The sequence below is a fragment of the Pseudomonas sp. R151218B TE3479 genome (genome assembly GCF_053629195.1).
In genome coordinates this window covers 5634067-5656283 of sequence record NZ_JBRJHV010000001.1, presented here as the reverse complement: position 1 = coordinate 5656283, position 22217 = coordinate 5634067, and the positions used below count along the sequence as shown (strand labels likewise).

Below are 22217 nucleotides of genomic sequence, written 5' to 3'. Positions count from 1 at the left end.
CCCAGTGACTGGCTTGTTTATAACGCTGGAAGGCCCGGAAGGCGCCGGCAAGAGCACCAACCGCGAATACCTGGCCGAACGCCTGCGGGCCGCCGGCATCGAGGTGGTATTGACCCGTGAGCCGGGCGGTACGCCGCTGGCCGAGCGCATTCGCGAGGTACTGCTGGCTCCCCTTGAAGAGGTCATGAACCCTGACACAGAGCTGCTGCTGGTGTTCGCTGCCCGTGCGCAGCATCTAGCCGAGGTGATTCGACCGGCGCTGGCCCGTGGCGCGGTGGTGCTCTGCGACCGCTTTACCGATTCGACCTACGCCTATCAGGGCGGCGGCCGAGGCTTGTCCTTGGAGCGCATTGCCACGCTGGAAACCTTCGTCCAGGGTGACCTGCGGCCGGACCTGACCCTGGTGTTCGACCTGCCAGTTGAAATTGGCCTGGCCCGCGCCAGCGCCCGTGGCCGGCTGGATCGTTTCGAGCTTGAGGGCCAGGATTTCTTCAATGCCGTGCGCAATGCCTTCCTGGAGCGCGCCAAGGCCGATCCGGCGCGTTACCTGCTGATCGATGCCGCGCAGCCGCTGAACCAGGTCCAGCAATCCCTGGATGGCTTGCTGCCACGTTTGCTGGAGCGTGTCCGTGGCTGAAGCCTATCCCTGGCAAGACGGTCTCTGGCAACAACTGGCCGGTCGTGCCCAGCATGCCCACGCCTATCTGCTGCATGGCCCGGTCGGCATCGGCAAGCGGGCACTGGCCGAACGCCTGATGGCCAGCCTGCTGTGCCTGCGTCCCGGTGCTTCGAACGCCTGTGGTGAATGCAAGTCCTGCCTGCTGCTCAAGGCTGGCAGCCATCCCGACAATTACGTGCTGGAACCGGAAGAGGCGGACAAGGCGATCAAGGTCGACCAGGTCCGGGACTTGGTCAGCTTCGTGGTTCAGACCTCGCAGATGGGCGGGCGCAAAGTGGTGCTGATCGAGCCGGTCGAGTCGATGAACATCAACGCTGCCAACGCCTTGCTCAAGAGCCTCGAAGAACCCTCCGGCGATACCGTGCTGCTGTTGGTCAGCCACCAGCCGAGTCGCTTGTTGCCGACCATCAAGAGTCGCTGCGTGCAACAGGCCTGTCCGTTGCCGAGCGAAGCGATGAGCTTGCAATGGCTGGCCCAGGCCTTGCCTGACAACACCGATGAGGAACGTATCGAACTGCTGACCCTCGCGGCCGGTTCGCCCCTGGCGGCTGTCAGCCTTCAGGCCCAAGGCGTGCGTGAACAGCGGGCCTTGGTGGTGGACGGGGTGAAGAAACTGCTCAAGCAGCAGCAATCCCCCACGCAGTTGGCCGAGGGTTGGAACGCCATTCCGCTACTCCTGCTGTTTGACTGGTTCTGCGACTGGGCGAGCCTGATCCTGCGTTACCAGTTGACCGAAGACGAGGCGGGCCTGGGGCTGGCGGATATGCGCAAGGTGATCCAGTACCTGGCGCAAAAAAGCAGCCAGGATAAAATCTTGAACATCCAGGACTGGATTCTTGCCCAACGGCAGAAGGTGCTGAGCAAGGCGAACCTCAATCGGGTTCTGTTGCTCGAGGCATTGTTGGTGCAGTGGGCGAGTTTGCCTGGTCGAAACTGACAGACACGGCCTAGCTACTAAACTCAGCTCAACCGCAGCGGAGATCAGCATGAACGAACCTGTCAGTCCCGGCCCACGTAACGGCATCCTGTCCCTGACCATCAAGGACAAGTCGGTGCTTTACGCCGCCTACATGCCTTTCATCAAGAATGGAGGCCTGTTCATACCGACCAACAAGAATTATCGCTTGGGCGATGAAGTGTTCATGCTCTTGAGCCTGATGGACGAGGCGGAGAAAATCCCGGTCGCTGGCAAGGTGATCTGGCTGACCCCCAAGGGCGCCCAGGGCAATCGGGCCGCCGGCGTAGGCGTGCAGTTCAACGACGGCGACAATGCGGCTCGCAATCAGATCGAAACCCACTTGGCCGGCTCCCTGAAGTCCGACCGTCCCACCCATACGATGTAGCCTGGCCTTTTATGCTTGTAGATTCCCATTGTCACCTTGACCGTCTCGACCTCGCTGCCCACGGCGGCTCACTGGATGCTGCGCTGGACGCAGCCCGTGAGCGGGGTGTGGGGCACTTCCTGTGCATCGGCGTCAGCGCCGACAACGCCGCCGACGTCAAGGCCTTGGCCGGGCGTTATGCCGATGTCGATTGTTCAGTCGGTGTCCATCCACTGGATGTCCAGCCCGACGCCGCGCCGGCGCTCGATTGGCTGTTGCGTGAGCTCGATCATCCACGAGTGGTCGCCATTGGCGAAACCGGCCTGGACTATCACTACGAGCCAGAAGCCGCCGACGTGCAGCAAGCCTCGTTCCGGCTGCACCTGGAAGCTGCCCGGCAGACCGGCAAACCGGTGATCATCCACACCCGTGGCGCCCGGGCCGACACCCTGGCCCTGCTGCGTGACGCCGCGCTGCCCCAGGCCGGTGTGCTGCATTGCTTCACCGAAGACTGGGACATGGCCAAGGCTGCCTTGGACATGGGCTATTACATTTCCTTGTCCGGGATTGTCACGTTCCGCAATGCCGATGCCTTGCGCGACGTCGCGAGCAAAGTGCCGGCTGATCGGCTGCTGGTGGAAACCGATTCGCCTTACCTGGCACCGATTCCGTATCGCGGCAAGCCGAACCTTCCGCAATACGTACGGGAAGTGGCAGAATTTCTGGCAATGTTGCGCGGTGAGTCCTACGAACGGTTTGCCGAGCAGACGACGGAAAACTTTAAGCAATTGTTTCCGCTGGCTCACGTCCGTCCGGTGGCTGCCTGAATTTCATGCAAAAAAAACCCGGGTTCTGGGGGGTGAATCCGGGTTAAGACCATTAGGAGTAAAACAAAGGCACGCGGTCCGTTGGTACCTTTATCAGCGCGTCACTTGGGGGAGATGTCGCGCCGACAGTTCAAGTATTGATCACTATGCCAACGCGTCCAGTCTGGCCGGGGCGGTTTTTAAACAAATTTGGAATACGCTCGCTTCGGATAAGTTCTCACTGCCGCCAAAGCTCGCCAGCGCGGCACATGGCTGCGGGAAACGGCGAGCCGGGTGTGTACGGTTTTGTGAAGAACAGTGGCCGAGAACGGATGATCCGTGCATTTTTGCGTAAGTTAGGCATAATACCCGGCTTCGAATTTTGACCCTTCAGACCTTTTTCTTATGCACAAAGAACCCCGTAAGGTCCGTGAGTTTCGCCGCCGCGAGCAGGAAATTCTCGACACCGCGCTCAAGTTGTTCCTCGATCAGGGTGAAGACAGCGTCACCGTCGAGATGATTGCGGATGCCGTGGGTATCGGCAAAGGCACGATTTATAAACATTTCAAATCCAAGGCGGAGATCTACCTGCGCCTGATGCTCGACTACGAGCGCGATTTGAACGAGCTGTTGCATTCGGCCGATGTGGACAAGGACAAGGAGGCCCTGTCCCGGGCCTACTTCGAGTTCCGCATGCGCGACCCGCAGCGCTACCGCTTGTTCGACCGTTTGGAAGAGAAGGTGGTCAAGGGCAACCAGGTGCCGGAGATGGTCGAGGAGCTACACAAGATCCGCGCCTCGAACTTCGAACGCCTGACCCTGCTGATCAAGGGCCGGATCAGCGAGGGCAAGCTCGAGGACGTGCCGCCTTATTTCCACTATTGCGCTGCCTGGGCGTTGGTGCATGGCGCGGTGGCGCTGTATCACTCGCCGTTCTGGAGCAACGTGCTGGAAGACCAGGAAGGTTTCTTCCAGTTCCTGATGGACATCGGCGTGCGCATGGGCAACAAGCGCAAGCGCGACACCGACGTCCCGAGCAACTGACTGGCCGCAAGGCAACAAGACATTCAGCTGCCTTATTGCGCCATGTCCGCTTACATGGCGCAGTGCCCCAGTAATATACTCAGGCTTGGGTCTTGCGAAATCTTGATTTCCAGGTCAATTATCGCGAGTCCGATTTTTCTTGTGCCGGAGTGATTCATGATCGTTGACCGTCAAGGCAGGCGTTTCCGTAATTTGCGGATCAGCCTGACCTCAGCCTGCAATTACGCCTGTACCTATTGCGTGCCTGATGGCAAGCGGTTGGTGGCTGCGCAGGATGAATTGTCGGCCGACGCCATGGCGCGCGGCGTGGCCTATTTGATCGAGGCCGCCGGTATCGAGCGGCTGCGCATCACGGGGGGCGAGCCGCTGGTCAGCCCCAAGCTCGAGCGTTTCATGACGGCTGTAGGGCAGATGGGCCTGGAAGACATCAGCCTGACCACCAATGGCCAGTTGCTGGCGAAAAAACTGCCCTTGCTGGTGGACGCCGGTATTCGTCGCATCAACGTTTCCCTCGACACCCTGGACCCCGTTGCATTTCGCAGCATCGCCCGTGGCGGCGACCTGGCGACCGTACTCGACGGCATGGAACAGGCTCGGGCCGCCGGATTGAAGATCAAGGTCAACATGGTGCCGTTGCGCGGGCAGAACCTGGACCAGGTGATGCCATTGCTCGAGTACTGCCTGGAACGTGGTTATGAGTTGCGTTTCATCGAGTTGATGCGCATGGGCCACCTGGCCAGCGACTCCAACGCCTTCCTGCAGCAGTTCGTCAGCCTCCAGCAACTGCTCAGCCTGATCGGCGACCAGTACGAATACCTGCAAGCCGACGCGCCGGTGGATGCCACGGCGGTGCGCTATGAAATCCCGGGGTTGGGGTATTTCGGCGTGATAGCCAATGAAAGCGTGCCTTTCTGTCGGACCTGCTCGCGCCTGCGGCTGTCCTCTACTGGGTGGTTGCATGGCTGCTTGTCCTCCAGCAACCGTCACTTTGTCGGCGATCTTCTGGACAAACCGCGTCACCAGGCGTTGCCCGCTCTTCAGCGATTGCTGGTCAAGGCCTTGGGAGATAAGCAGGAAGTGGCGTTCTCCGGTGGTGCGACCATCATGAAGATCATCGGCGGCTGACCGAGCTGGCGCAAAAGCTGCATCCACTGGCCATTCGCCGGTTTTCCGACACCGGTTTCTGGAGGGTAGGATGCGTAGCCTGGTTTTGCTGCTGGCCGTTTTGGTGCTTGGCGGTTGCATGAATGTCAGCGACATGGGAGAGGGCGTTCGTTATCACATGAGCGACGCCGGCCTGCTGGACCATAGCGACAGCCGTCGTGTGAACAATCTGCGTATTCAGCCCGACTCGTTCATCTACATCGCCCAGGGCGCCTTCGCTCCGCCGGGCAGTGCCTATCCGCGTCCCAACGTGGTGGCCGAAGAAGCCTTCAATGGTTTCATCGAATATTTCCCCATGGTCCGTCGCGCCCGTGTTCCCGAAGGCCTCGACCAGGCCATGGGCGAAGCCCGTGCCGCGGGTGCCCATTACCTGTTGTACACCCGCTTCGCCAAGGCCGATAACCGCATCGGCAACTCCGACGAATGGCTGGATGAAGAAGCCGTGGATCGCCTCGGTGTCGATACCAGCGTGATTCAAATCATGTTGATCGAGACCAGTACCCAGTATTTGATTGATACTGCACGAATCAAGAGTCGTGGCGGTTTACTGACGTTGCACGACAAGCAGCCCCAAGATCTCATCGCCACACCGTTGCGTGAATATGCCCGCAGCCTGCTGGGGATGAGCGACGAGTAATCACAAGGAGTCACCATGAGCGGACCGCAAAAAGCCAATGACTTGCTGGGGCAGATCCCCAAGACCAAAGGCCTGCCGCCGGTCCACTTGTGGAACCCGGATTTCTGCGGCGACATCGACATGCGCATCGCCCGGGACGGTACCTGGTACTACTTGGGCACGCCCATCGGGCGAAAACCGATGGTCAAGCTGTTCTCCACCATCATCCGTCGCGACGGCGATGATTACTTCCTGATTACCCCTGTGGAAAAAGTTGGCATCAAGGTCGATGACGCGCCGTTCGTGGCCGTGACCCTTGAGGTTGAAGGGCAGGGGGAAGGGCAGTTGTTGCGCTTCACCACCAATGTCGAGGAAACCACTGAGGCTGGCGCCGAGCATCCGCTGCGGGTGGTGATCGATCCCCAGACCCAGGAACCGGCGCCCTATGTGCATGTGCGCAGCAACCTCGAAGCGCTGGTCCATCGCAATGTGTTCTACCAATTGGTGGAGCTGGCGGTCGGTCGCGAGATCGACGGGCAGCGCTGGTTGGGCGTGTGGAGCGGCGGCGTGTTCTTCCCGATCGGCCTGGAACCCTGAGCCCTTGTGGAGCGATGGTTGAACCAGTATCTGTGTGGGCTGGACGTCCGCTATCGCGAGCAAGCTCGCTCCCACAGTGAATTTTGGGGGGGGCTGCAATATCTGTTTACGCCACCAAACCCTGTGGGAGCGAGCTTGCTCGCGAAGGCGTCGGCACATCCAGCATCTTCTTGACTGACCCACCGCTTTCGCGAGCAAGCTCGCTCCCACAGAGGCCAAGTAAAATTAAAATTGACACCCAATCGTATGATGATTAGCGTGGGCCTCCAATAAGAGTGGCCCGCGGGGTTTTCATGTCCAGCAGTTTTCATGCATCGACCGTCGATTGGCTGGGGGGCTGGATAGCCGCCGGCCAGGTCAAGCCTGGGCAAACCATCAAGGTCGAAGCGGACTTGGGCGAGCAACTGGGCGTCAGTCGCACGGTGATTCGCGAGGCGATCAAGACCCTGGTGGCTAAAGGGATGCTGGAAGTCGGGCCGAAAGTCGGCACGCGGGTGTTGCCGGTGCGCCGCTGGAACCTGTTCGACCCCCAAGTGGTGGGCTGGCTGTCACGCAGCGGCCTGCCGGAAAACTTCGTCGATGACTTGCTGGATCTGCGCCGTACCATCGAGCCGATGGCGGTGCGCTGGGCCTGCGAGCGGGCCACTGCCGATCAGGTGCAGGCGATCCGCCTGGCCTACCATGCGCTGGAACGGGCGGTGGACAGCGGCGCCGATTACAACCGCGCAGACCAGTTTTTCCACGAGTGCATTCTGGCTGCCAGCCATAATCAATTCATCGAACAAATGGTCCCGGCCCTGGGGGCGCTGCTGGCGGTGTCATTCGAGGTGTCGGCGGCCGACCCGGATGAGCTGCGCCGCACCTTGCCCATCCACAAGGACATCGCCGACGCCATCGCCGCCCGTGACGCGGCGCGGGGCGTCTGGGCCTGCATGACCCTGATCGATAACGCTGACCTGGCGATCAAACGCTTTTACCCCAATGTCATGGCGGGTCGAACAGACGCCGCCGGGCAAGTCGGGAACGGGAGGTTTCAATGAAGTGGACGGCTGTGACGGAGCACCGGGCGAAATTGGGCGAAGGGCCGTTCTGGGATGCGCCGACCCAAGCGTTGTATTGGGTCGATATCGCCGGCAAGCAGGCCCTGCGGCTGATCGGTGCCAATGTGGAGATCTGGCAGATGCCCGAGCATGTCTCCGCCTTTATACCGACCCAAAGTGGTGACGCGCTGGTGACCCTGAGCAGTGGCGTCTACCGTCTCGATCTTGATTCGCCGGGCCTGGAACCGCGTCTGACACTGCTGTGCATGGCCGACCCCCAACCAGGCAATCGCGCCAACGAAGCCCGTTGCGACCCCCTGGGTCAACTCTGGCTCGGCACGATGCAGAACAACATCGGTGCCGAAGGCGAGGACTTGCCGATCGAGCATCGGTCCGGCGGGCTGTTTCGCGTCGGGAGTGATGGCCGGGTCTTGCCCCTGTTGCGCGGGCTGGGCATCCCGAACACCTTGCTCTGGAGCCCCGATGGCACCACGGTGTATTTCGGCGACAGCCTGGATGGCACGTTGTATCGGCACTTTATTTACCCGGAAGGCAACCTGGCGCCTGCCGAGGTCTGGTTCGGCCCGCACCCGCGTGGCGGTCCGGATGGTTCGGCGATGGATGCCCAAGGGCATATCTGGAACGCTCGCTGGGACGGCAGTTGCCTGTTGCGGCTGACCCCGGACGGGCAGGTTGATCGGGTGATCGAATTGCCCGTCAGCCGTCCGACCAGTTGTGTATTCGGCGGTGAAGACCTCAAGACGTTGTACATCACCAGCGCGGCGAGCCCATTGGGTCATCCGCTGGACGGTGCCGTGCTGTCGATGCGTGTCGACGTGCCTGGTACGACCTGTACAAGGTTTGCTGGCTGAATCCCATAATATGGGATGTAAATATATATATTGAGATTGTTTGGGGGCCGGGTTTATAGTCGGCTCCATCGGCAATACGCACTCACACTAAAAAAACAAAACAGGTGAAGTGATGCAACGATCTTTCCCCGTACGCCCCGGTGGCGTACGCCGGCCACTGTTCTTTCAAGCGCCTTCGCGCCGGTCATCCGTGGTTGCCCGGTTTTCGTCGTGCCTGGGCACAGGAGCCTTGAGCCATGGCTGAGCCCTTGGTCTTGCCACCCGTGCCGGAGCCCCCCAAGGGCGAACGCCTGAAGGATAAGGTTGTGCTGTTGACTGGCGCCGCCCAAGGCATTGGCGAAGCCATCGTCGCGGCATTCGCTTCGCAACAGGCCCGGCTGGTGATCAGTGATATCCAGGCGCAGAAGGTCGAGGCGGTGGCCGCCCATTGGCGTGAACGCGGCGCCGATGTGCACGCACTGCAGGCCGATGTGTCGAAGCAGCAGGATTTGCAGGCCATGGCCCGTCGTGCCGTCGAGCTGCACGGCCGCATCGATGTGTTGGTCAACTGCGCGGGTGTGAATGTCTTCCGTGACCCGCTGGAAATGACCGAAGAAGACTGGCGCCGCTGCTTCGCCATCGACCTGGATGGCGCCTGGTACGGTTGCAAGGCGGTGCTGCCACAGATGATCGAGCAGGGCGTGGGCAGCATCATCAACATTGCCTCCGTCCATTCGTCCCACATCATTCCCGGCTGTTTCCCTTACCCGGTGGCCAAGCACGGCCTGCTCGGCCTGACCCGCGCCCTGGGCATCGAATATGCGCCCAAAGGGGTACGCGTCAATGCCATCGCCCCGGGTTACATCGAAACCCAACTGAACGTCGACTACTGGAACGGCTTTGCCGATCCCCATGCCGAACGCCAGCGTGCGCTGGATCTGCACCCGCCACGGCGCGTCGGGCAACCGATCGAAGTGGCAATGACGGCCGTGTTCCTGGCCAGTGACGAAGCACCGTTTATCAATGCCTCATGCATCACCATCGATGGAGGACGTTCGGTCATGTACCACGACTGAATATTCCTGGATTGCAGTGGGAAACTTCGCCTGTAATCCAATCATCATACGATATGACTATTTAGGCCTATGCTGTGTAGCAACTTGATGTAACCGCCCAGCCTGCGCACTTCCACCGTCGGTGGAGCAGACCCTGGACGTTTGGCTTTCAATAAAAAAAACAAGGAGTCAACTATGAATCATCGTCGTGGGATCCGTTCCCTGTGTCGCGCCGCCCTGGCGGTAACCGCGGTCAGCCTCAGCAGCAGCTTGCTGGCGGCCGATCCCGTGAAAATCGGTTTTCTGGTCAAACAGGCCGAGGAGCCTTGGTTCCAGACCGAATGGGCGTTCGCCGAGAAGGCGAGCAAGGACAAAGGCTTCGAGTTGATCAAGATCGCCGTGCCTGACGGCGAGAAGACCCTCTCGGCCATCGACAGCCTGGCCGCCAACGGTGCCAAGGGCTTTGTGATCTGCCCGCCGGACGTGTCCCTCGGCCCGGCCATCATGGCCAAGGCCAAGCTCAACGATCTCAAGGTGATTGCCGTGGACGATCGGTTCGTCGATGCCAGCGGCAAGTTCATGGAAGACGTGCCGTACCTGGGCATGGCCGCGTTCGAGGTGGGCCAGAAGCAGGGCGCCGCCATGGCCGCTGAAGCGAAAAAACGCAACTGGGAGTGGAAAGATACCTACGCGGTGATCAACACCTTCAACGAGCTGGACACCGGCAAGAAGCGCACCGACGGTTCGGTCGATGCCTTGAAGAAGGCCGGGATGCCCGAAGACCATATCCTTTATTCGGCGCTCAAGACCCTCGACGTACCCGGAAGCATGGACTCCACCAACTCGGCGTTGGTGAAGCTGCCAAGCGCCGCGAAAAACCTGATCATCGGCGGCATGAACGACAACACCGTGCTGGGCGGCGTGCGCGCCACCGAAGCGGCCGGGTTCAAGGCCGACAACGTGATCGGCATCGGCATCAACGGCACCGACGCCATCGGTGAGCTGAAGAAACCGAAAAGCGGCTTCTTCGGTTCGATGCTGCCAAGCCCGCACATCGAAGGCTACAAGACCGCCGAGATGATGTACGAGTGGATCACCACCGGCAAGGAACCGCCGAAGTACACCGCCATGGACGAGGTGACGCTGATCACCCGGGAGAACTTTAAGCAGGAGCTGGAAAAGATCGGCCTGTGGAACTGACGGTCGGTTGATTCAAAAGCGGCCCTGGCCACATGAGTGGCGGGGTCGCTTGATCTCTGTAAGTTCGAGGTGGTTATGCAAGCGCAAACAGCGACACGGCAACACAACATCGGCGGCAGCTTGCGGTTCAACGGGATCGGCAAATCCTTTCCCGGTGTGCAGGCGCTGGCCAATATCAGTTTCGTCGCGCATCCGGGGCAGGTGCATGCCTTGATGGGCGAGAACGGCGCGGGCAAGTCCACGTTGCTGAAAATCCTCGGTGGTGCCTATATCCCGAGCAGCGGTGACCTGCAGATCGGCGAACAGACGATGGCCTTCAAAGGCACCGCCGACAGCATCGCCAGCGGGGTGGCGGTGATTCACCAGGAACTGCACCTGGTGCCGGAAATGACAGTCGCTGAAAACTTGTTTCTCGGCCATTTGCCGGCGCGTTTCGGCCTGGTCAACCGTGGCGTACTGCGCCAGCAGGCGTTGACGCTGCTCAAAGGCCTGGCCGACGAAATCGACCCGCAGGAAAAAGTCGGTCGCCTGTCCCTCGGCCAGCGCCAATTGGTGGAAATCGCCAAGGCTTTGTCCCGTGGCGCCCACGTCATTGCCTTCGACGAACCCACCAGTAGCCTGTCGGCGCGGGAAATCGACCGTTTGATGGCGATCATCGCTCGCTTGCGCGACGAGGGCAAAGTGGTGCTGTACGTCAGCCACCGCATGGAAGAAGTGTTCCGTATCTGTAACGCGGTGACGGTATTCAAGGACGGTCGTTATGTCCGGACCTTCGAAAACATGAGCGAGCTGACCCACGATCAGTTGGTCACATGCATGGTCGGTCGCGATATCCAGGACATCTATGATTACCGCCCTCGGGAGCGCGGCGACGTGGCGCTGCAGGTGAAGGGCCTGCTGGGGCCGGGGCTTGCGCGAGCCGGTGAGTTTCCAGGTGCACAAGGGTGAAATCCTTGGCTTGTTCGGGCTGGTCGGTGCCGGTCGTACCGAGCTGTTTCGCTTGCTCAGTGGCCTGGAGCGCCAGAGCGAGGGAAGCCTCGTGCTGCATGGCAAGGAATTGAAACTGCGTTCGCCCCGGGATGCCATTGCCGCCGGCGTGCTGCTGTGCCCGGAAGATCGCAAGAAGGAAGGCATCATCCCGCTGGGCAGCGTGGGCGAGAACATCAACATCAGTGCCCGTCCGGCCCATTCCGCGCTCGGCTGCCTGCTGCGCGGCGACTGGGAGCGGGGCAATGCCGACAAGCAGATCAAGTCGCTGAAGGTGAAGACCCCGGCGGCCAGCCAGAAAATCATGTACCTGTCCGGCGGCAATCAGCAGAAGGCGATTCTCGGTCGCTGGCTGTCGATGCCGATGAAAGTCCTGCTGCTGGACGAACCGACCCGTGGCATCGATATCGGCGCCAAGGCGGAGATCTACCAGATTATCCACAACCTGGCGGCCGACGGCATCGCGGTGATTGTGGTGTCCAGCGACCTGATGGAAGTGATGGGCATTTCCGACCGAATCCTGGTGCTTTGCGAAGGGGCCATGCGCGGCGAGCTGTCGCGTGACCAGGCCAACGAATCCAACCTGCTGCAACTGGCGCTGCCGCGCCAACGCGTTGCCGACGCGGCGAACTGAGAGGTAAATCATGACCATTCAAAACAATGCACTGCCAACGGCACGCAAACCCCTGGACCTGCGCCGTTTCCTGGATGACTGGGTCATGCTGCTGGCGGCCATCGGTATCTTCGTGCTCTGCACCTTGATGATCGACAACTTCCTGTCGCCGTTGAACATGCGCGGCCTGGGCCTGGCGATTTCCACCACCGGCATCGCCGCGTGCACCATGTTGTACTGCCTGGCGTCCGGGCACTTCGACTTATCGGTCGGTTCGGTGATTGCCTGTGCCGGCGTGGTCGCGGCGGTAGTGATGCGCGACACCAACAGCGTGTTCCTCGGCGTCAGCGCGGCGCTGGCGATGGGGTTGATCGTCGGCCTGATCAACGGCATCGTCATCGCCAAGCTGCGGGTCAATGCGTTGATTACCACACTGGCGACCATGCAGATCGTCCGCGGCCTGGCCTACATCTTCGCCAACGGCAAAGCGGTGGGTGTCTCGCAGGAATCGTTCTTCGTGTTCGGCAACGGTCAACTGTTCGGCGTGCCGGTGCCGATCCTGATCACCATCGTCTGCTTCCTGTTTTTCGGCTGGCTACTGAACTACACCACCTACGGGCGCAACACCATGGCCATCGGTGGTAACCAGGAAGCGGCGTTGTTGGCGGGGGTGAACGTCGACCGCACCAAGATCATCATCTTCGCGGTGCATGGCTTGATCGGCGCGTTGGCCGGGGTCATCCTGGCGTCGCGCATGACCTCGGGCCAGCCGATGATCGGCCAGGGCTTCGAATTGACCGTGATCTCGGCGTGCGTGCTGGGTGGGGTGTCGTTGAGCGGTGGCATCGGGATGATTCGCCATGTCATTGCGGGCGTGCTGATTTTGGCGATCATCGAAAACGCGATGAACCTGAAGAACATTGACACCTTCTACCAATACGTCATCCGCGGCTCGATCCTGTTGCTGGCGGTGGTGATCGACCGCTTGAAACAGCGCTGAAGCTTGCGTCGGCCGGGCTGCCAACGGGAAAGCCCGGTTTTTTGACCGGGTGCAGGCACAACAATGTGGGAGCGGGCTTGCCCGCGAAGGCGGTGGTCCATCAGCATTGATGCGAGCTGACCCACCGCTTTCGCGAGCAAGCTCGCTCCCACAGGTTTTTGTGTCCGGCACAACATCGCGACACACCGCCAAACCTATGTGGGAGCGGGCTTGCCCGCGAAGGCGGTGGTCCATCAGCATTGATGCAAGCTGACCCACCGCTTTCGCGAGCAAGCTCGCTCCCACAGGTTTTTGTGTCCGGCACAACATCGCGACACACCGCCAAACCTATGTGGGAGCGGGCTGCCCGGAAGGCGATGGTCCATTCAGCATTGATGCAGGCTGACCCACCGCTTTCGCGAGCAAGCTCGCTCCCACAGGTTTTTGTGTCCGGCACAACATCGCGACACACCGCCAAACCTATGTGGGAGCGAGCTTGCTCGCGATAGCGTCCTCCCTGACGCCAACAATCACCCCGCTTTGCGCAACGCTTCGACCAACTCCTGCTTGCGCATCTTCGACCGTCCGGGAATGTTTTTCGCCCGGGCCTCTTTCATCAGGCTGTCCACCGTCTGGGTCCCATGGGAGGCCTTGCTGCTGCGCGGGTGGCCTTCGCGGGTCTTGGTGGCGCGGCGGGCCGATTCCTTGCGGTCGGTTTTCTTTTCCACAGCCGGTTTAGTCTTTCCCGAACCACCGGAACGTTCGCCGCCACCGGACTGCTTGTTCACCGTCGCCCAGGCCCGTGCTTCGGCTTCGTTCTGCGACACGCCTTTTTTCTCGTAACTCTTTTCAATGTGCTCGGCCTTGCGTTTTTGCTCGGCGGTATATTTGTCTTTGCTTCCACGAGGCATGGAATTTTCCTCCTCAAGTGTCTGAGCAGAGGCTGCTTACTGGCTGGCAGCGCCACCTTCGGAGCCCGAGCCACCGGTAGTGGTTTTCGAACCCACGCCGGTCTCGGCGTTGTCAGGAGCGGTGGAGTCAGGCGTATTCATGCCGCCCTGGCGTCCCATGTCATTACCCTGCACGCGGGGATCGGTGCCGGTGGCAGGTGGCTGGCCGTTGTTCAGACTGCCGCCGGTGCCGTCGGTGTTCAACTTGGGCAGGCCTTGCGTGGCTGGAGAATTGGGTGCCTGTACCGGGTCGGTGGGGCCGGTGCCGGAAGTGGAAGCCGCGAAAGCCACCGAAGACAGCAGCGTGGCGAGTGTGAATGCAGTCAGCCTTGAAGTGATCATGGTGTCGCCTCCATTTTTCAGAATGCTTACCTGATCTTGGGCCGTGGTGGCTTGGGGTTGGTGCCTTGGGCGCGACGAATGGCACTTTTTGAAACAAGCTCGCGTCCGCGATCAAATAGTTGGATCGGTATGTGACGAGCGCCGCGCAGCGGCTTAGTATGGCGCTTTCAATTGGCTACAAGGCCTGTTCATGTCGATCGAGATCCGTCCTGCGCAACCCAGCGATGCGCCTCAAATCCTTGCCTTCATCACCGAGTTGGCCGATTACGAAAAGGCCCGCCACGAAGTCATCGCCAGTGTGGCCGACATCGAGCGCAGCCTGTTCAGCGAAGGCGCGACCGCCCACGGGCTGATCTGCCTGCGTGATGGCGTGCCGATTGGTTTCGCGGTGTTTTTCTTCAGTTATTCCACCTGGCTGGGCAGCAACTGCCTGTACCTCGAAGACCTGTACATCACACCGGAGCAGCGCGGTGGCGGGGCGGGCAAGACGCTGTTGCGCCACCTGGCGAAGATCGCCTGCGACAACGATTGCGGTCGCTTCGAATGGAGCGTGCTGGACTGGAACACGCCGGCCATCGAGTTCTACAAATCCCTCGGTGCGCAACCCCAGGAAGAATGGGTGCGCTACCGAATGGACGGCAAGGTGCTACGGGATTTCGCTAACGGCCACTGAGCACTTCATGAGTGTGCGGCAGACGCGTACTCGGCGAACCCCGGTCGTTGCTCGAGGCGTTTGCAGTAAGCCGTCACGGCCGGATAGTCGGGACGCTCCATGGGCGTCTGGCGCCACCGGTGTACGGACAGGCCGATGAGCACGTCCGCGAGGGAAAACGCCGTACCGGCCACGTAGGCGCCGGTGCGGTTCAACTGCTGCTCCAGCAACCCCATCTTCTCGTTCCAGCCCTTGATGCCGGCGGCGATGCGCTGCGGGTCCTGGAAGTCCGGGTTCTTGCGCACCAGGGCGTGGAAGGCGTAGCCCCAGGACGGGTTGAGTTCCGTGGCTTGCCAGTCCATCCACTGTTCGATCCGCGCTCGGGCGGCAGGCTCGACAGGTAGCAGATCGCTGGGCCCGTGCTTGCCCACCAGGTAGCGGCAAATGGTATTGGATTCCCAGAACACGCCGTTCTCATCAATGATCACCGGCACCTGGGCATTGGGATTCAAGGCCAGGAACGCCGGGTCCTGGGTCGAGGCAAAACCGATGCCCCAATCTTCGCGCTCGTAGGCGATGTCCAGTTCCTGGCAGGTCCACAGCACTTTTCTGACGTTGATCGAAGACGTGCGGCCGAGGATTTTCAGCAGTTGTCCCATCACTTTTTCCCTAGTTGTTTGGCGTCCGGTCAGAAAACGTAGCAGGGTCTTGGGCGGATGGCGATTAGCTTTATAGGTGGTGCATTTTAATCCCAATATATGGGAGTGATATTTATATATTGAGATTTGATCGCCCCCAGGTTTATAGTCCGTCTCACTCACTGCCAAAAAACAAAACAGGTGAAGCGGATGCAGGCGCAATTGATCGCGCTCGATTGGGGGACCACCTCATTACGGGCTTACAAACTCGCAGCCGGTGGCGAGGTGCTCGAGCAGCGTTCGCTGTCGTCGGGGATCATGCAGTTGCCGTCCGGGCCGCGGAATGTGGCCGGCCAGGTGTGCATCGATGGTTTCGAACTGGCCTTTGACGAAGCCTGCGGCGACTGGCTCGATGCCCAGCCAGGCTTGCCTGTCATCGCCTGCGGCATGGTCGGCAGTGCTCAGGGCTGGCGTGAAGCGCCGTACTGCGACACACCCGCCAACGTCGCCAATCTCGGACATTCCCTACAAACCGTTCGCAGCCTTCGCGGTGTCGATGTGCACATCGTGCCGGGCGTGATTCAGCGTTCACGCTTGCCCAATGTCATGCGCGGCGAAGAAACCCAAGTGCTCGGTGCCTTGCACAGCCTGCCGGACGAAGCGGTGCTGATCGGCCTGCCCGGCAGCCACTCGAAATGGGTGGAAGTGGCCGATGGCCGCATCGTGCATTTCGATACCTTCATGACGGGCGAGATCTTCGCCGTGCTCAGTGACCACAGCATTCTCGGCCGCACCCAACAAAGGAGTGCGACCTTCGATGGCGCGGCCTTTGATCGCGGCGTGCAAGTGGCGTTGTCGGTGGACGGCCAGATCGGCCCGTTGTCCACCGTGTTCAGCGCCCGCAGCCTGGGCTTGACCGGCGAGTTGGGCGCCAGCGCCCAAGCGGACTATCTCTCGGGGCTGTTGATCGGCCATGAACTGACGGCGTTGGCCGAGGTACAACGCCGACGCCGCGACAGCCTGCACCTGCCGACGGTGGTGTTGATTGGCAACTCCCAACTCTGTGTCCGTTATCAACGGGCCCTCGACGCCTGCGGCTTCGCCCGGGTGGTTCTGGCCGAACAGGCCACCGAACGCGGTTTGTGGCAACTGGCCGTGGCGGCCGGGTTGCTCGACTCCACCGCCCCCTGAACCTGACTGGAGGTCTGACATGCTCACACAAGCACTGGCGCACAACGGGCTGATCGCGATCCTGCGTGGCCTGCGTCCCGAAGAGGCGGCGGCCATCGGCGAAGTCCTGTACAGCGCCGGATTTCGCGTCATCGAAGTACCGCTCAATTCCCCCGAACCGTACGAAAGTATTCGCATCCTGCGCAGTACCTTGCCCGCCGATTGCCTGATCGGTGCCGGCACCGTGCTCACGCCGGAACAGGTGGAACAGGTGAAAGCCGCCGGTGGCCAGGTGATCGTCATGCCCCACAGCGATCCGAAGGTACTGCGTGCGGCGAAAGCGGCGGGCTTGTACCTGTCGCCAGGCGTCGCCACACCCACCGAAGCCTTTGCTGCACTGGCCGAAGGCGCCCATGTGCTGAAGATGTTTCCCGCCGAGCAAATGGGCCCGGCGGTGGTCAAGGCCTGGCTCGCGGTGCTGCCGGCCGGGACCGTGCTGGTGCCGGTGGGCGGGATTACGCCAGACAATATGGCGGTGTTCGTCGAAGCCGGCGTCAAGGGTTTCGGCCTCGGTTCCGGGTTGTTCAAGCCGGGCCTGACAGCGGATGAAGTGGCGGTGCGCGCCAAGGCCTATGTGGCCGCATGGAATGCCTTGAACTGAAGACTTTTCCAGCGCTCCGTGCGCTGCATCTGACAAGAGAGACAACAAGATGAAAATCACCAAGCTGACCACGTTTATCGTTCCGCCGCGCTGGTGCTTCCTCAAAGTCGAGACCGACGAGGGCGTGACCGGTTGGGGCGAGCCCGTGGTCGAAGGCCGTGCCCACACGGTGGCGGCTGCCGTCGAGGAATTGTCCGACTACCTGATCGGCAAAGACCCACGCAACATCGAAGACATCTGGACCGTGCTCTATCGTGGCGGCTTCTACCGCGGCGGGGCCATTCACATGAGCGCCCTGGCCGGCATCGACCAGGCGCTCTGGGACATCAAGGGCAAGGCCCTGGGCGTGTCGGTCAGCGACCTGCTGGGCGGCCAGGTGCGGGACAAGATCCGTGTGTATTCGTGGATCGGCGGTGACCGGCCGGCGGACACCGCTCGCGCGGCGAAAGAGGCGGTGGCGCGGGGCTTCACGGCGGTGAAGATGAATGGCACCGAAGAGCTGCAGTTTCTCGACACCTTCGAAAAAGTCGACCTGGCCCTGGCCAACGTGGCGGCGGTGCGCGATGCGGTCGGGCCGAACGTCGGCATTGGCGTGGACTTCCACGGTCGGGTGCACAAGCCGATGGCCAAGGTGCTGATGAAGGAACTCGACCCCTACAAACTGATGTTCATCGAAGAGCCGGTGCTCAGCGAAAACTACGAAGCCCTCAAGGAACTGGCGCCGCTGACCAGCACCCCGATTGCCCTGGGCGAGCGGTTGTTTTCCCGCTGGGACTTCAAGCGCGTGCTCAGCGAAGGCTACGTGGACATCATCCAGCCGGATGCATCCCACGCCGGTGGCATCACCGAAACCCGCAAGATCGCCAACATGGCCGAGGCCTACGACGTGGCGCTGGCGTTGCATTGCCCGCTGGGCCCCATCGCCCTGGCGGCGTGCCTGCAACTGGATGCGGTCTGCTACAACGCGTTCATTCAGGAGCAAAGCCTGGGCATCCACTACAACGAAAGCAACGACCTGCTGGATTACATCAAGGATCCGCAGGTGTTCGACTATGACAAGGGGTTTGTGAAGATCCCGAATGGCCCGGGCCTGGGCATCGAGATCAACGAGGAATACGTCATCGAACGCGCAGCCATCGGCCACCGCTGGCGCAACCCGATCTGGCGCCATGCCGATGGCAGTTTTGCCGAGTGGTGAGGCACGCCTGACCCTGTGGGAGCGCGCTTGCTCGCGATGGCGATGTATCAGTCACGCATATGCCAACTGACACACCCTCATCGCGAGCAAGCTCGCTCCCACAATTTGATCTTCGCAAGCAGGGAGATCTTCTTCGATGCGCCCGTTTCCTCAATAAACATAAGAAGAGGCACCTCACATGCAAGCGCACACCCTGAGCGCGCAGGCGTCGTTGGTGACGCCCAGCCGCAAGCGTTTCTTCATCATGGTCCTGCTGTTCATCACCGTGGTGATCAATTACCTGGACCGCAGCAACCTCTCCATTGCCGCCCCCGCGCTGACCAGCGACCTGGGCATCGACCCGATCCACGTCGGGCTGATTTTTTCGGCGTTCGGCTGGACCTACGCCGCCATGCAGATTCCCGGTGGCTGGCTGGTGGATCGGGTGCCGCCGCGCATTCTCTATAGCGTGGCATTGCTGTTGTGGTCGGTGGCCACGGTGATGCTGGGGTTCGCCGCCAGTTTCATCGCGCTGTTCGTCCTGCGCATGGCGGTCGGTGCTTTGGAAGCGCCGGCGTACCCGATCAACAGCCGCGTGGTCACTACCTGGTTTCCCGAGCGCGAGCGGGCCACGGCCATCGGCTTCTACACCTCCGGGCAGTTTGTCGGGCTGGCCTTCCTGACGCCGGTATTGGCCTGGCTGCAACATGCCTTCGGCTGGCACATGGTGTTTGTCGCCACGGGCGCGGTGGGCATTCTCTGGGCGGTGATCTGGTACGCGGTGTATCGCGAGCCCCGGGATTTCAAAGGCGCCAATGCCGCCGAAATCGAGCTGATCCGTGACGGCGGCGGGCTGGTGGATATCCAGGCCGATACCGCCAAGGTCAAGGCGAAATTCAGTTGGTCCGACCTGGGCATCGTCCTGACCCAGCGCAAATTGTGGGGCATTTACCTGGGGCAGTTCTGCCTCAATTCCACGCTGTGGTTTTTCCTGACGTGGTTCCCCACCTACCTGGTGAAGTATCGCGGCATGGACTTCATCAAGTCCGGCTTGCTGGCGTCGTTGCCGTTCCTCGCGGCGTTTGTCGGCGTGCTGTGCTCCGGGTTCTTCTCCGACTGGTTGATTCGTCGCGGCGCCACCGTGGGGTTCGCGCGCAAGCTGCCGATCATTGGCGGGTTGCTGATCTCGACCTCGATCATCGGCGCCAACTTTGTCGAGTCGACGCCGCTGGTGATCGCTTTCCTGGCCCTGGCGTTCTTCGGCAATGGCCTGGCGTCGATCACCTGGTCGCTGGTGTCGACCCTGGCGCCGGCACGACTGCTCGGGTTGACCGGCGGGGTGTTCAACTTCATCGGTAACCTGGCGGCCATTGCCACGCCGATCGTGATTGGCTTTCTCGCCAGCGGCGATTCGTTCGCCCCGGCCATTACCTATATCTCTGTCCTGGCATTGGCTGGCGCACTGTCCTACATCCTGCTGGTCGGGAAGGTCGAGCGCATCGAGTTGTAGTCCGACGGGGCGGGCGACCATAATGCCGCCCGTTCCCCGCTTACTGTTGAAGGCCGGCTATGCAGCAAGACGATCCAAAAATCACCAAGGACGCCGCGCCTACAGGCACGCAGACATTGCTGCGTGGTCTGGGCGTGGTCCAGGCGGTCGCCAGCGGCGCCCGTGACTTGAAGGAAATCGCCCGGCTCATCGGCACCACCCGCAGCACCACCCATCGCCTGGCCAGTTGCCTGGTGGACGAACGTTACCTGCGCGTGGTGCCGCAAGTGGGCTACCTGCTGGGGCCGAAGCTGATCGAGCTGGGCTTCCAGGCCCGGGAAGAATTGCCGTTGGTCAGCCTGGCGGGGCCGTACCTGGACGAGCTGTCAGCGCTGACCGGGGACACCGTTCACCTGGCGATTCGCGAGGGTGACGAAGTCTTGTACCTGCTGAAGAATCCGGGGCGTAACGGCCCGGAAATGCGCTCGCGCGTAGGCCATCGGATGCCGTTGGCGCGCACGGGGATTGGCAAGGCGCTGATGCTCGATGACACGCAGGAACAATGGAAGCGGCTGTATGAAATCAGCCTGCCGGCGGGGGGGAAGAATCAGTTCTGGCCCCAGCATCAGGAGCAATCCTGGGAGCAGTTCCAGCAACGGATGCTGGAGTACGTGGCGGGGGGCTATGCCTTCGACCTGGAAGACAACGAACCGTCGATTCGCTGTGTGGCGGCGCCGATCCGTGATGCCGGCAAGCGCATCGTGGCCGGTATCAGCATCGCCAGCACCGTGCCGTACATGCCGCTGGAGAAAATGGCCGAGCTGATTCCCTTGGTCAAAGGGGTCACAGCCCGGCTGTCGGCGGAACTGGGTGCTAAGGTCTGATTAGTGGCCTGTGTGGTTAATTCATGCACTCAACTTCGGCGCCAGAACTTGCCAGTCTGCGTTGCCATTCCTCGCCGTAGCGGGCTACGACTCGTCATGGCGCCTTGCCTGGCAAGCCCTGGCGCTCGAATTTGAGTACACGAATTAACCGTACAGGCCACTGCGTCAGGCCTTGAGCGTCGCCATGTCGATGACGAAGCGGTACTTCACGTCCCCGGCGATCATGCGGCTGTAGGCCTCGTTGATCTGGCGGATGTCGAGCATTTCAATGTCGCAGCTGATGTTGTGTTCGGCGCAGAAATCCAGCACTTCCTGGGTTTCTGCGATACCGCCGATCAACGAGCCGGCCAGGACGCGACGACCCATGATCAAGTTGGCCGCATGAACCGGCGGATCGATCGGCTCGACCAGGCCCACCAAAATGTGTACACCGTCGAAATGCAACGTGTTGAGGTAGGGGTTGAGGTCGTGTTGCACCGGAATGGTGTCCAGCAGGAAGTTGAAGCGCCCCGCGGCAGCGGCCATCTGCTCGGCGTCGGTGGACACGATCACATGGTCGGCGCCCTGGCGACGGGCCTCGTCCGCCTTGCTGGCCGAGCGGGTGAACAACGTCACTTCGGCGCCCATGGCCTTGGCGAACTTGATGCCCATGTGGCCGAGGCCGCCCATGCCCAACACGCCGACCTTGTCGCCGGCCTTCACACCGTAGTGCTTGAGGGGCGAGTAAGTGGTGATACCGGCACAGAGAATCGGCGCGGCGCCGGCCGGGTCGAGTGCTGCCGGGATGCGCAGCACAAAATGTTCTTTGACCACGATGCTGTTGGAGTAACCGCCCATGGTGTGGCCGCCGCTGATACGGTCCGGGCTGGCGTAGGTCTGGGTCATGCCCTGGTAGCAGTATTGCTCAAGGTCGGCGTGACAGGCTTCGCACTCGCGGCAGGAGTCGACCATGCAGCCAACGCCGACCAGGTCGCCAACCTTATAGCGGGTGACGTCCGCGCCGACGGCGGTGACTTTGCCGACGATCTCATGGCCAGGCATCAGCGGGTAAACGGCGATGCCCCATTCGTTGCGGGCCTGGTGAATGTCGGAGTGGCAGACGCCGCAGTAAAGAATGTCGATCGCCACATCGTCGGCTCGCGGGCTGCGGCGCTCGAACTTCATCGGGGCGAGGGGAGCGGTGGGCGATTGAGCGGCATATCCGATGGCGGTATACATGATGGACCTCGCTAAGCAGTGAACGGTAGGGTTCCATTGTGGGAGTCCGATCCGTGAACGGCGATGACGATTCCTACGGGTGT

General features: G+C 61.2%; 23 protein-coding genes and 1 pseudogene. 20 read left to right on the top strand and 4 right to left on the bottom strand.

Annotated features, from left to right (window positions below; all coding sequences use genetic code 11):
• Positions 1-4: 4 nt before the first annotated feature.
• The 14 genes and pseudogenes from tmk (at position 5) to araH (ending at position 12974) form a co-directional block, all read left to right on the top strand.
• Positions 5-637, top strand: a complete 633-nt coding sequence (gene tmk, locus AB7M32_RS24405) for a dTMP kinase (RefSeq protein WP_454252196.1) — start codon at positions 5-7, stop codon at positions 635-637.
• Entirely contained in the window at positions 630-1616 is a 987-nt protein-coding gene (locus tag AB7M32_RS24400; protein WP_454251632.1) for a DNA polymerase III subunit delta', read from the top strand. The genes tmk and AB7M32_RS24400 overlap by 8 nt, the downstream gene beginning before the upstream one ends.
• 49 nt (positions 1617-1665) lie before the next feature.
• Positions 1666-2022 carry a PilZ domain-containing protein gene (locus tag AB7M32_RS24395; RefSeq protein WP_072406315.1) on the top strand — a complete coding sequence of 119 codons (357 nt, stop codon included), beginning with the start codon at positions 1666-1668 and terminating at the stop codon, positions 2020-2022.
• 11 nt (positions 2023-2033) lie between these two features.
• Positions 2034-2828 carry a TatD family hydrolase gene (locus tag AB7M32_RS24390; protein WP_454251631.1) on the top strand — a complete coding sequence of 265 codons (795 nt, stop codon included), beginning with the start codon at positions 2034-2036 and terminating at the stop codon, positions 2826-2828.
• Positions 2829-3212: 384 nt separating this feature from the next.
• The gene (locus tag AB7M32_RS24385; RefSeq protein ID WP_060741238.1) at positions 3213-3851 is read left to right on the top strand and encodes a TetR/AcrR family transcriptional regulator; all 639 of its coding nucleotides are present in this window, start codon (positions 3213-3215) and stop codon (positions 3849-3851) included.
• A gap of 156 nt (positions 3852-4007) precedes the next feature.
• Positions 4008-4976 carry a GTP 3',8-cyclase MoaA gene (locus tag AB7M32_RS24380; protein ID WP_072406311.1) on the top strand — a complete coding sequence of 323 codons (969 nt, stop codon included), beginning with the start codon at positions 4008-4010 and terminating at the stop codon, positions 4974-4976.
• A gap of 70 nt (positions 4977-5046) precedes the next feature.
• Positions 5047-5652: a DUF4823 domain-containing protein gene (locus AB7M32_RS24375; RefSeq protein ID WP_072406309.1), complete on the top strand. Its 606-nt coding sequence runs from the start codon at positions 5047-5049 to the stop codon at positions 5650-5652.
• Between the two features lie 15 nt (positions 5653-5667).
• A complete protein-coding gene (locus AB7M32_RS24370; RefSeq protein WP_454251630.1) occupies positions 5668-6228 on the top strand; it encodes a DUF1285 domain-containing protein in 561 nt (186 codons plus the stop codon).
• A gap of 293 nt (positions 6229-6521) precedes the next feature.
• Entirely contained in the window at positions 6522-7268 is a 747-nt protein-coding gene (locus AB7M32_RS24365) for a FadR/GntR family transcriptional regulator (RefSeq protein WP_060741242.1), read from the top strand.
• The gene (locus tag AB7M32_RS24360) at positions 7265-8140 is read left to right on the top strand and encodes an SMP-30/gluconolactonase/LRE family protein (RefSeq protein ID WP_454251629.1); all 876 of its coding nucleotides are present in this window, start codon (positions 7265-7267) and stop codon (positions 8138-8140) included. The genes AB7M32_RS24365 and AB7M32_RS24360 overlap by 4 nt, the downstream gene beginning before the upstream one ends.
• 236 nt (positions 8141-8376) lie before the next feature.
• The gene (locus AB7M32_RS24355; RefSeq protein WP_060741244.1) at positions 8377-9195 is read left to right on the top strand and encodes an SDR family oxidoreductase; all 819 of its coding nucleotides are present in this window, start codon (positions 8377-8379) and stop codon (positions 9193-9195) included.
• Positions 9196-9369: 174 nt separating this feature from the next.
• Positions 9370-10374: a substrate-binding domain-containing protein gene (locus AB7M32_RS24350; RefSeq protein WP_025214844.1), complete on the top strand. Its 1005-nt coding sequence runs from the start codon at positions 9370-9372 to the stop codon at positions 10372-10374.
• Positions 10375-10449: 75 nt separating this feature from the next.
• Positions 10450-11995: pseudogene (araG, locus tag AB7M32_RS24345) on the top strand (L-arabinose ABC transporter ATP-binding protein AraG).
• A gap of 10 nt (positions 11996-12005) precedes the next feature.
• Positions 12006-12974 carry an L-arabinose ABC transporter permease AraH gene (araH, locus tag AB7M32_RS24340; RefSeq protein ID WP_025214842.1) on the top strand — a complete coding sequence of 323 codons (969 nt, stop codon included), beginning with the start codon at positions 12006-12008 and terminating at the stop codon, positions 12972-12974.
• A gap of 509 nt (positions 12975-13483) precedes the next feature.
• Here araH and AB7M32_RS24335 read toward each other — a convergent pair.
• Entirely contained in the window at positions 13484-13864 is a 381-nt protein-coding gene (locus AB7M32_RS24335; protein ID WP_454251628.1) for a Rho termination factor N-terminal domain-containing protein, read from the bottom strand.
• Between the two features lie 36 nt (positions 13865-13900).
• Complete coding sequence (locus tag AB7M32_RS24330) at positions 13901-14245, bottom strand: hypothetical protein (protein ID WP_454251627.1); 345 nt, start codon at positions 14243-14245, stop codon at positions 13901-13903.
• A gap of 190 nt (positions 14246-14435) precedes the next feature.
• Here AB7M32_RS24330 and AB7M32_RS24325 point away from each other — a divergent pair, with 190 nt between their 5' ends.
• The gene (locus tag AB7M32_RS24325) at positions 14436-14918 is read left to right on the top strand and encodes a GNAT family N-acetyltransferase (protein ID WP_060741250.1); all 483 of its coding nucleotides are present in this window, start codon (positions 14436-14438) and stop codon (positions 14916-14918) included.
• Between the two features lie 5 nt (positions 14919-14923).
• Here AB7M32_RS24325 and AB7M32_RS24320 read toward each other — a convergent pair whose 3' ends face one another.
• Complete coding sequence (locus AB7M32_RS24320; protein WP_072406297.1) at positions 14924-15556, bottom strand: glutathione S-transferase family protein; 633 nt, start codon at positions 15554-15556, stop codon at positions 14924-14926.
• Between the two features lie 189 nt (positions 15557-15745).
• Between AB7M32_RS24320 and AB7M32_RS24315 the strand changes: the two genes are divergently transcribed.
• The 5 genes from AB7M32_RS24315 (at position 15746) to AB7M32_RS24295 (ending at position 20916) form a co-directional block, all read left to right on the top strand.
• Complete coding sequence (locus AB7M32_RS24315; RefSeq protein WP_072344184.1) at positions 15746-16726, top strand: 2-dehydro-3-deoxygalactonokinase; 981 nt, start codon at positions 15746-15748, stop codon at positions 16724-16726.
• A 19-nt stretch (positions 16727-16745) separates the two neighbouring features.
• A complete protein-coding gene (locus AB7M32_RS24310) occupies positions 16746-17366 on the top strand; it encodes a 2-dehydro-3-deoxy-6-phosphogalactonate aldolase (protein WP_003204208.1) in 621 nt (206 codons plus the stop codon).
• Positions 17367-17415: 49 nt separating this feature from the next.
• Positions 17416-18564 (top strand): galactonate dehydratase, encoded by a 1149-nt coding sequence (gene dgoD, locus AB7M32_RS24305; protein WP_003179439.1) that lies wholly within the window; start codon positions 17416-17418, stop codon positions 18562-18564.
• 178 nt (positions 18565-18742) lie between these two features.
• The gene (locus AB7M32_RS24300) at positions 18743-20053 is read left to right on the top strand and encodes an MFS transporter (RefSeq protein ID WP_454251626.1); all 1311 of its coding nucleotides are present in this window, start codon (positions 18743-18745) and stop codon (positions 20051-20053) included.
• Positions 20054-20112: 59 nt separating this feature from the next.
• Entirely contained in the window at positions 20113-20916 is an 804-nt protein-coding gene (locus tag AB7M32_RS24295) for an IclR family transcriptional regulator (RefSeq protein WP_072406290.1), read from the top strand.
• Between the two features lie 165 nt (positions 20917-21081).
• Here AB7M32_RS24295 and AB7M32_RS24290 read toward each other — a convergent pair whose 3' ends face one another.
• On the bottom strand, positions 21082-22134 hold the full coding sequence (locus AB7M32_RS24290; RefSeq protein ID WP_454251625.1) for an NAD(P)-dependent alcohol dehydrogenase: 1053 nt from the start codon (positions 22132-22134) through the stop codon (positions 21082-21084).
• Positions 22135-22217: the final 83 nt, after the last annotated feature.

Excerpts from the sequence above, each read along its gene's own strand:
- AB7M32_RS24395 (WP_072406315.1), top strand. The coding sequence starts at position 1,666 with ATGAACGAACCTGTCAGTCCCGGCCCACGTAACGGCATCCTGTCCCTG.
- AB7M32_RS24390 (WP_454251631.1), top strand. The coding sequence starts at position 2,034 with ATGCTTGTAGATTCCCATTGTCACCTTGACCGTCTCGACCTCGCTGCC.
- AB7M32_RS24385 (WP_060741238.1), top strand. The coding sequence starts at position 3,213 with ATGCACAAAGAACCCCGTAAGGTCCGTGAGTTTCGCCGCCGCGAGCAG.
- AB7M32_RS24380 (WP_072406311.1), top strand. The coding sequence starts at position 4,008 with ATGATCGTTGACCGTCAAGGCAGGCGTTTCCGTAATTTGCGGATCAGC.
- AB7M32_RS24375 (WP_072406309.1), top strand. The coding sequence starts at position 5,047 with ATGCGTAGCCTGGTTTTGCTGCTGGCCGTTTTGGTGCTTGGCGGTTGC.
- AB7M32_RS24370 (WP_454251630.1), top strand. The coding sequence starts at position 5,668 with ATGAGCGGACCGCAAAAAGCCAATGACTTGCTGGGGCAGATCCCCAAG.
- AB7M32_RS24365 (WP_060741242.1), top strand. The coding sequence starts at position 6,522 with ATGTCCAGCAGTTTTCATGCATCGACCGTCGATTGGCTGGGGGGCTGG.
- AB7M32_RS24360 (WP_454251629.1), top strand. The coding sequence starts at position 7,265 with ATGAAGTGGACGGCTGTGACGGAGCACCGGGCGAAATTGGGCGAAGGG.
- AB7M32_RS24355 (WP_060741244.1), top strand. The coding sequence starts at position 8,377 with ATGGCTGAGCCCTTGGTCTTGCCACCCGTGCCGGAGCCCCCCAAGGGC.
- AB7M32_RS24350 (WP_025214844.1), top strand. The coding sequence starts at position 9,370 with ATGAATCATCGTCGTGGGATCCGTTCCCTGTGTCGCGCCGCCCTGGCG.
- araH (WP_025214842.1), top strand. The coding sequence starts at position 12,006 with ATGACCATTCAAAACAATGCACTGCCAACGGCACGCAAACCCCTGGAC.
- AB7M32_RS24335 (WP_454251628.1), bottom strand. The coding sequence starts at position 13,864 with ATGCCTCGTGGAAGCAAAGACAAATATACCGCCGAGCAAAAACGCAAG.
- AB7M32_RS24330 (WP_454251627.1), bottom strand. The coding sequence starts at position 14,245 with ATGATCACTTCAAGGCTGACTGCATTCACACTCGCCACGCTGCTGTCT.
- AB7M32_RS24325 (WP_060741250.1), top strand. The coding sequence starts at position 14,436 with ATGTCGATCGAGATCCGTCCTGCGCAACCCAGCGATGCGCCTCAAATC.
- AB7M32_RS24320 (WP_072406297.1), bottom strand. The coding sequence starts at position 15,556 with ATGGGACAACTGCTGAAAATCCTCGGCCGCACGTCTTCGATCAACGTC.
- AB7M32_RS24315 (WP_072344184.1), top strand. The coding sequence starts at position 15,746 with ATGCAGGCGCAATTGATCGCGCTCGATTGGGGGACCACCTCATTACGG.
- AB7M32_RS24310 (WP_003204208.1), top strand. The coding sequence starts at position 16,746 with ATGCTCACACAAGCACTGGCGCACAACGGGCTGATCGCGATCCTGCGT.
- dgoD (WP_003179439.1), top strand. The coding sequence starts at position 17,416 with ATGAAAATCACCAAGCTGACCACGTTTATCGTTCCGCCGCGCTGGTGC.
- AB7M32_RS24300 (WP_454251626.1), top strand. The coding sequence starts at position 18,743 with ATGCAAGCGCACACCCTGAGCGCGCAGGCGTCGTTGGTGACGCCCAGC.
- AB7M32_RS24295 (WP_072406290.1), top strand. The coding sequence starts at position 20,113 with ATGCAGCAAGACGATCCAAAAATCACCAAGGACGCCGCGCCTACAGGC.
- AB7M32_RS24290 (WP_454251625.1), bottom strand. The coding sequence starts at position 22,134 with ATGTATACCGCCATCGGATATGCCGCTCAATCGCCCACCGCTCCCCTC.